General features: G+C 73.9%; 5 protein-coding genes and 1 pseudogene. All 6 read left to right on the forward strand.

Going from position 1 to position 7,351, the window contains the following annotated elements:
* Nucleotides 1–36: 36 nt before the first annotated feature.
* Complete coding sequence (locus KN815_RS24120; protein ID WP_216344025.1) at nt 37–2,040, forward strand: sigma-54-dependent Fis family transcriptional regulator; 2,004 nt, start codon at nt 37–39, stop codon at nt 2,038–2,040.
* Nucleotides 2,041–2,145: 105 nt separating this feature from the next.
* Complete coding sequence (locus KN815_RS24125) at nt 2,146–2,703, forward strand: hypothetical protein (protein WP_216344026.1); 558 nt, start codon at nt 2,146–2,148, stop codon at nt 2,701–2,703.
* A gap of 66 nt (nt 2,704–2,769) precedes the next feature.
* Nucleotides 2,770–4,023, forward strand: coding sequence for a phosphorylase family protein (locus KN815_RS24130; protein WP_216344027.1), 1,254 nt, complete (start codon nt 2,770–2,772; stop codon nt 4,021–4,023).
* A 383-nt stretch (nt 4,024–4,406) separates the two neighbouring features.
* Nucleotides 4,407–5,906 carry a VMAP-C domain-containing protein gene (locus KN815_RS24135; protein WP_216344028.1) on the forward strand — a complete coding sequence of 500 codons (1,500 nt, stop codon included), beginning with the start codon at nt 4,407–4,409 and terminating at the stop codon, nt 5,904–5,906.
* Complete coding sequence (locus tag KN815_RS24140) at nt 5,903–7,084, forward strand: AAA family ATPase (protein ID WP_216344029.1); 1,182 nt, start codon at nt 5,903–5,905, stop codon at nt 7,082–7,084. Before KN815_RS24135 ends, KN815_RS24140 begins: the two co-directional genes overlap by 4 nt.
* A pseudogene (locus KN815_RS24145) lies at nt 7,081–7,351 on the forward strand (hypothetical protein); the annotation flags it as partial. The gene KN815_RS24140 and the pseudogene KN815_RS24145, both read left to right, overlap by 4 nt.

The raw sequence follows: 7,351 nt of genomic DNA on the forward strand, positions 1-7,351 counted from the left end.
TTTCGAAACACCGGCGACGTATACGGTGGCGTGGCTGTGACGACCATCGACGACACCCCCGCCGACTCGGCCCTCTCGGCGCTGCGCCGGGCGCGCGACCGGTTCCTCAGCGGACGGCCGCCGGGCGACGGGGTCCCCGAGGACCTCGCCGAAGCCTGGCGGCGGGCGCGGTTCTTCGGCGTACCGCGCGATCTGGTGGCCCCGCCCAGGGTCCGGCCGCCCGAGGACTCACCGCTGCTGGCCGCGGCGCGCCCCGCGCTGGACCGCGTGGCGCCCACGCTGGGCGGTGAGATGGGGCTGGTGCTGGTCGACTCCCGCTGTCGCGCGCTGTGGTCGGCCGGCGGCCGTGACACCGGCACGTCCCCCGATGTGGCCGGTCTCGATCTGTCGGAGCAGGCGGTCGGGCACAACAGCGCCGCGCTCGCGCTGCGCACCGGGCGCCGGGCCGAGGTCCACGGCCCGGAGCACTTCCTCGACCTGTGGCAGGAGGTGTCGGCGGTCAGCGTTCCGCTGTACGAGCCGACGGCGGGCCGCCCGGCAGGCACCATCACCGTGGTGACCCCGCTGGGCGAGGGCCGCATCGGCCATCCGGCCGCGGCGGTCGCCGAGGCCACCGCGCACGCCGTCGAGACGGAGTTGCTGGGCCGGGCGCGCCCGCCGGAGCGGGTGCTGCTCGACGCGTATCTGCGTCGGCGGGCCGACGGGGCGGCCGTGGCGGCGCTCGACGGCAGCAGCCGCCTCATCAGCCCGGAGGCCGCGCGGCTGCTGTCGCACGAGACGCTGGCGCGGCTGGAACGGCACGCTACGGCCCTCCGCAGGGACGCGGACGCCGGACCGGAGGACGCGGACGCCGGACCGGAAGGCACGGACGCCGGACCGGAAGGCGCACGCTCCGGGACACCGGAGGGCGCACGCTCCGGGACACCGGAGGGCGCACGCTCCGGGACACCGGAGGGCGCACGCTCCGGGACACCGGAGGGCGCACGCTCCGGGACACCGGAGGGCGCACGCTCCGGGACACCGGAGGGCGCACGCTCCGGGACACCGGAGGGCGCACGCTCCGGGACACCGGAGGAGATCGCCGTACCGGACGTCCCCGGGCTCACCGTAAGGATGACGCGCGTGGTGCACGGGGGCGAGGTCATCGGGGCGGTCGCCACCGTGTGCCCGGCGGCCCGGTGGGCGGGGGCGGCGGAACGGCCGGGGGGCCATGACCGGCTCCCGGGGCTCGTCGGCACGTCCACGCCCTGGCGGGTGGCCGTCTCCCGGGCGACGGAGCTGGCGCGGGCCGCCGAGCCCCTGTTGCTGATCGGCGAGCCGGGCGTGGGCAAGACCGCGCTGGCCCGCGCCCTGCTCGACCGCCGGGGCGCGGCGGCACCACGTCTGGTCGACGCCGCCGAGCAGGTGGCCGGTGAGGTCCCGGGCTGGTGCCGCGCGCTCGCGGAGGGGGACGGCGGGGCGCCGCCGCTGCTCCTGCGCCACGCCGAGCGGCTGGGCCAGTCCGATGTGGCCGCGCTGCTCTCGCTGCTGGAGGAGCGTCCCGCGGTGCCGTTGGTGGCGACGCACACCCCGGGTGCGCCGACCGGTCCGTGTCTGAGCCGGCTGCTGGACGTCCTCTCGGCCCGCTCGGTGACGCTGCCGCCGCTGCGCGAGCGGGTCGAGGACATCCCGGCGCTGCTGGCGGGCCTCGCCCGGCGCCCCTCCCCCGGACGTCCCCCGCTGACCTGGAGCCTGGACGCGCGCCGGGCGCTTGAGCAGCACATCTGGCCGGGCAATGTGGCCGAACTCGCCCATGTCGTACGGGAGGTGGCCGAGCGCCGCCGCGCCACCGGGCCGGTGCGGCGCGAGGAGTTGCCGTACGGACTGCGGGTGCCACCGGCCACCCGCCGACTGAGTGGCATGGAACGGGCGGAGCGCACGGCGATCCTGGAGGCGCTGCGCCGCCATGGGGACAACAAGGTGCGGGCCGCCGAGTCCCTGGGCATCGGCCGGGCCACGCTGTACCGGAAGTTGCGCGCGTACGGAATGGACCAGGCGTAGGGGAATGGACCAGGCGTACGGGAATGGACCAGGCGTAGGGGCGGAAACAGTCACCAGGGGGGCCGGTCACAGGGGAGCCGGTCATCGGTCACGGAGGGGGCAACGGTGACGCGAGACAACAGCGCCGAGGGCGAGGCGGTCACGGGCAGGCTGCTGATCCTGGAGTACGAGCAGGTGAAGGAGGAGCAGCGGGCGCGGATCGGCTTCCGCGACAATCTGCTCTACGCGACACTCGCCGCGATGGCGGCCATCATCACCTTCTCCCTCCAGAGCCATGGACGTCCGGAGCTGCTGTTGCTGCTGCCCCCGGCGTCGGCCCTGCTGGGCTGGGCGTATCTGGTCAACGACGAGAAGATATCGGCCATCGGGCGGTATGTCCGGGAGGATCTGGGGCCCCGGCTGGCGGCGCTGGTGCCGGGCCGGCCGCCGGTGTTCGGCTGGGAGCGGGCCCACCGCGACGACGGCCGCCGGATCTCCCGCAAGCGGCTGCAACTGGCGGCCGATCTGCTGCTGTTCACGGTGGCGCCGATGGCCGCCCTCGTCGTGTACTGGGCCTCGGAGCCGGTGCGGGCGGTGCTGCTGATGGTGTCGGTGGCGGAGGTGGCGCTGATCAGCGTCCTGGGGGTGCAGATCGTGCTGTACGCGGATCTGCGCCGCCCCTGACGCATGAGGCCCATAGGGTGCATCGCATCCGTAAGGTGTCGACGGAAGCTGTCCTAGGGGGGATCCATGGGCGCTGCGGGCAAGGGCGGGACGGTGCGGGCCGATGTGGTGGTCCTGACCGCGCTGGAGGTCGAGTACCGGGCGGTCCGGGCCCATCTGGAGGACCCGCGCCCGGTCGACGCGGAACGGGGCGCGCTCTTCGAACTGGGCGTGTTCGGCGACGGGTCCGGCGAATGGACGGTCGCCATCCATATGACGGGTCCGGGGAATCCGGGCGCGGCGGCCTCGGTCGAGCGGGCCGCGGCGCTCTTCGCGCCCCGGGCGGTGCTGTTCGTGGGGGTCGCGGGCGGCGTCAAGGACGTCGCGCTGGGCGATGTGGTGGCCGCCGACGCGGTCTACGACTACGAGACCGGTAAGGACACCGAGTCGGGGTTTCTGCCCCGGCAGAAGACCCATCAGTCCGCTTACGGGCTGGTGCAGTTGGCCCGGCTGGTGGCGGCGGGCGACGCATGGCAGCGGCGGATCCGCCCGGGGGACGACGTGCCACGCCCCCGCGCCCATGTGAAGCCGCTCGCGGCGGGGGGCCGGGTGGTGGCGCACCATCGCTCGGATGCCGGGCTGAGGCTCGCGGCCAGTGCGGGGGACGCGCTCGCGGTGGACATGGAGGGCTTCGGCTTTCTCGCGGGCGCGTATGTCAATCAGCAGTTGGACGCGCTGGTGATCCGCGGCATCTCGGATCTGCTCGGGGACAAGGGCGAGGCGCATGACGAGCGCTGGCAGCCGGTGGCCTCCCGGCACGCGGCCGCCTTCGCCTTCGAACTGATCGGCCGGATCCCGGTGGCCGTGGAGGCCCGGGCGGCGGCGGACGCCCCGGCGGCGGACGCCGCGACAGCCCGCCCGCTCGCCGCCGACACGCAATCCCTCGACGCCGATACGCGGTCTCTTGCCCCAGGTACGCCGTCACTCGCCACCAGTACACGGTCCCCCGCCGCCGGAACGCGGCCCGAGACCTCCCGGCCGCGCAAGCTGACGATCCGTGACCTCGGCGGTCTCGCGGACATCCTGCTGGCCGTGTCCGGGATGACCGCTCCCGCCCGCTGGCAGCAGTTGCTCGACGAGCTGCCCACCGTGGGCACCGCGGTGGGCCGTCAGTCGGCGAGCCGCGCGGAGGCCCTGTCCCTGCTGCGCACCTGCGAGGCGCGGCAGGCGATGGGCGAGCTGGTGGAGGTGGTCGCGGTGCTCGCCCCGGACGATCCGGCGGCCGCCGAATTCGCCCGGCGGGTCGAGGAGCTCGGATGGGGAGGTCAGCCCGGACAGTGACCCTCCTCACCCTCCCGGCCCGGCGGGTGCCGGACCCCGGGCCGCCCGCGCGCGGGGCCCGCACCCTCCCCGGGCCACGGCGGAAGGCCGTCCCGCACGCCACGTCGCCGGAATCGTCCAGGTGGCCCCCTGGGGAGGCGCGCCCTCCGCCTTACGGGCGCAGGCTCCCCCGGTCCACCACCGGGACCTGTCCCCGCCGCGGCGCGGCCCGCCCGGGTCGGGGACCGTGCCCTGGACATAATCACCCAGGGGGTGTCAGGCGGAACACGCGGGGAAAACAACTTGTCCCGGAGTCCGAGCGGTTGGCGCCCGCGTGTGGCAGGGTCTCCGGCGGGATCATCGGCGGCGGGGACCGGTGATGCGGCCTCGGGGGAGGGCACAGCATGGCGGCCATGGGGGAAGGTGGCCTGAAATCGGTTGGCAACCTCGTCACGGCGTTGAAGGAGTTCCGCTGTCTGACGGATCCGGATCTGCGCACGCTGTGTCTGGATCTGGTCGCCATGGAGCTGGAGATGACCAGCGTTCCCGTGCGCGTCCACCGGGTGACCGACTACTTCCTGGTGGAACTGGCCCGCGAATGCCTGGAAAACGTGCGGATCATGCACGCGCTACGCGCGTCCCTCGCGGTGATGGCGGCGGCCGACGAGGACGCCATGATGCGGCTCGACTCGGTCATGGAGCAGATGACGGCCCGTCCGGCGCTGCCCGAGACCGCCGCCGCGAAGCTGCGGTCGCTGCTGGAGGAGCTGGAGATCGAGCAGTTGGGCCAGTTGTGCCGTACGGCGGCGGGCCCGCTCCAGGACATCCCCGCGGTCACCAGCCCCTGGCACGCCTTCGAGGTGCTGAGCCGGATGAACGCGCAGCCGGGCGGGCTGCCGCCGGGGCTCGCCCTCGTGGAGTACCTCGCGGCGGCGGCGCGTCCGCTCGAGCGGGCCGACGCGCTGCGCGAATGGGCCGATGAGCAGGCCCGGGAGCTGGGCCTGACGCCACAGTTGCGGTCGCTGCGGCAGCAGGTGGGGCATGCCGCCCCGGCCGGGCCGGTGGACGCCTATCTGGTGATCCGGCTGCTGCCGCAGGAGGAGGCCGGGTGCTACGAGCTCTCGTCCTGGCATCAGTACGACCCGTCCGGTTGGCATCCGGCCCGCGGTCCGGTCACCCAGGTCACCTCGGAGACCGCGGAACGGGCGGTCCAGACGCTGGTGTACGAGGCCACGGAGGAGTGGGACGACGCCGGGGCGATCCATGTCGAGTTCATGCTCGACTCGGATGACCTGAATCTGCCGGTCCACCGCTGGCGTCTGGAACTCGACAGCGAGTCCCCCATCCCGCTGTACATGGGGGGCTATCCGGTGGTCGTACGGAGCCTGGAGCGAAGCCGGACCAGACGCTGGCACCGCGAGTGGAAGCAGCGCTGGAACGTCTTCGACCAGCAGCCCGAGCGCGCCAAGCAGCTCGTCGTGGACGGCGAGGACCCGGACAGCCCGCGCTCCGGCGACACCACCGCCCTGCTCGCCCGGCTCAAGGCCGACCCCCAGGTCGTCGCCCTGATCCTCAACTCGCCCCCGGGGGCCACCCCCGAGGGAAACTCGGAGGTGCTGACCGCCTGGCGGGCCGGGATCCCGGTGGTCGCCTGGGACGGCCGGATGCCCCGTGACCCCCGCTTCGTCCAGCAACTGAGACAAAAACAGGCCGAGCCGACCGGGAACCTGGCACGGCTCCGCGAAGCCGTGACAAAGTTACGTCTGGACGCCCATACGATCGGCTCCGCGGAGGGGGAGCATCACCTCGGGCAACATGTGGTGCTCGTTTGGGACGACCCAACCCGACCGGTGGAACCTCTTGGGCGCATGACGGGGCCGGACGACGGGGTAGGTGGTCGATGAGCGACGGAGAGCCTGCGCGGCGGCACAACGGACGGGTCCAGCAGGACTCGGGGTCCGCTTCCGGTGCCCTGCCGTCCGGGATACCGCGCCCCTGGTGGATCTACCAGGGCACCGGGCGCCCGCTCCACGACGTAAGCCTGGAGGAGATCCTTCCGCCGCCGCCCCCGTGGCGCACCTTCGGCGGGGTCTCGGCCTGCCCGTCCGACGGCGAGGGCCGGCCCGGCGCGTTATCGGATCGGGACGACCCTCCGACCGAGCCCCCGGCGCCGCCGGAGGACGAGCAGGACACCGCCCGGCGGCTGGGCACGGCACCCCTGGGCGTGCGCTCGGACCCCGAGGAGGCCGATCTCGTCAACGCGGCGCTGATCCTCAGACGTCCCCTTCTGGTGACGGGCCGCCCGGGCACCGGCAAGTCGACGCTGGCGTACCGCATCAGCCGGGAGCTGGGCCTGGGCCGGGTGCTGCGCTGGCCGATCACGACGCGATCCACCCTGCGGGCCGGGCTTTACGGCTACGATGCCGTCGGCCGTGTGCACGCCGCCGCGGCCGGCCAGGCGTCGGAGGGGGACACGCACGAACCCGGACCGGAGGACATCGGCGACTTCCTCCAACTCGGGCCGCTGGGCACCGCGATGCTCCCGCACCGTCTGCCGCGCGTCCTGCTCATCGACGAATTCGACAAGAGCGATATCGATCTGCCCAATGATCTGCTCGACATCTTCGAGGCCGGCGAGTACTCCATTCCCGAGCTGGTGCGCATCCGCCGACGCCGCCCGGCCGTATCGGTCCTCACCGACGATCCGGAGCGCAGTACCGTCATCGCCTCGGGACGGGTGCGGTGCAGCGCCTTCCCCGTCGTCGTCATCACCAGCAACGGCGAACGGGACTTCCCGCCCGCGTTCCTGCGGCGCTGTCTCCAGCTCCGGCTGCCCGACCCGGACGCGGACCGGCTCGCCGCGATCGTGGCCGCGCATCTGGGACGGGCCGACGATCCACGCGCGCGGGAGCTGATCCAGATGTTCCTCGAGCGCAGCGAGCGCGAAGGCGGCCTCGCCGCCGACCAGTTGCTCAACGCGGTGTATCTGGTGACGGCCCAGTCACATGTACCGGGGCCCGAGTGGGAGGAGCTACTGGCGGCCGTCTGGCACCGGCTGGACAGCGCAGCGGGCTCGACATGACACATCACCCAGGCGGCCGGTCCGCCGGGCCCGGCCCTCGGGACCTCGACTGGCGGCAGCTCGCCGACGCCCTGTGGCTGGCGGTCTGCAAGGCCGAGACGGACCCGGGCCCGGGACGGCCGGACCCGGGACCCCTCCCGGGGACACCGGAGGCGGACGCCCCGCCGCCCGGTGATGAGCCGTCCGACGAGCCACGGCAGGACCGCGAAGGGCAGCGCCCCGCGTCCGGGCCCGCAGCCGGGCCCGCAGCCGGGCCCGCGGCCGCGG

Origin of the sequence: Streptomyces niphimycinicus (assembly GCF_018883605.1) — a bacterium.
GTDB lineage: Bacteria > Actinomycetota > Actinomycetes > Streptomycetales > Streptomycetaceae > Streptomyces > Streptomyces niphimycinicus.

Excerpts from the sequence above, each read along its gene's own strand:
- KN815_RS24130 (WP_216344027.1), top strand. The coding sequence starts at position 2,770 with ATGGGCGCTGCGGGCAAGGGCGGGACGGTGCGGGCCGATGTGGTGGTC.
- KN815_RS24135 (WP_216344028.1), top strand. The coding sequence starts at position 4,407 with ATGGCGGCCATGGGGGAAGGTGGCCTGAAATCGGTTGGCAACCTCGTC.
- KN815_RS24140 (WP_216344029.1), top strand. The coding sequence starts at position 5,903 with ATGAGCGACGGAGAGCCTGCGCGGCGGCACAACGGACGGGTCCAGCAG.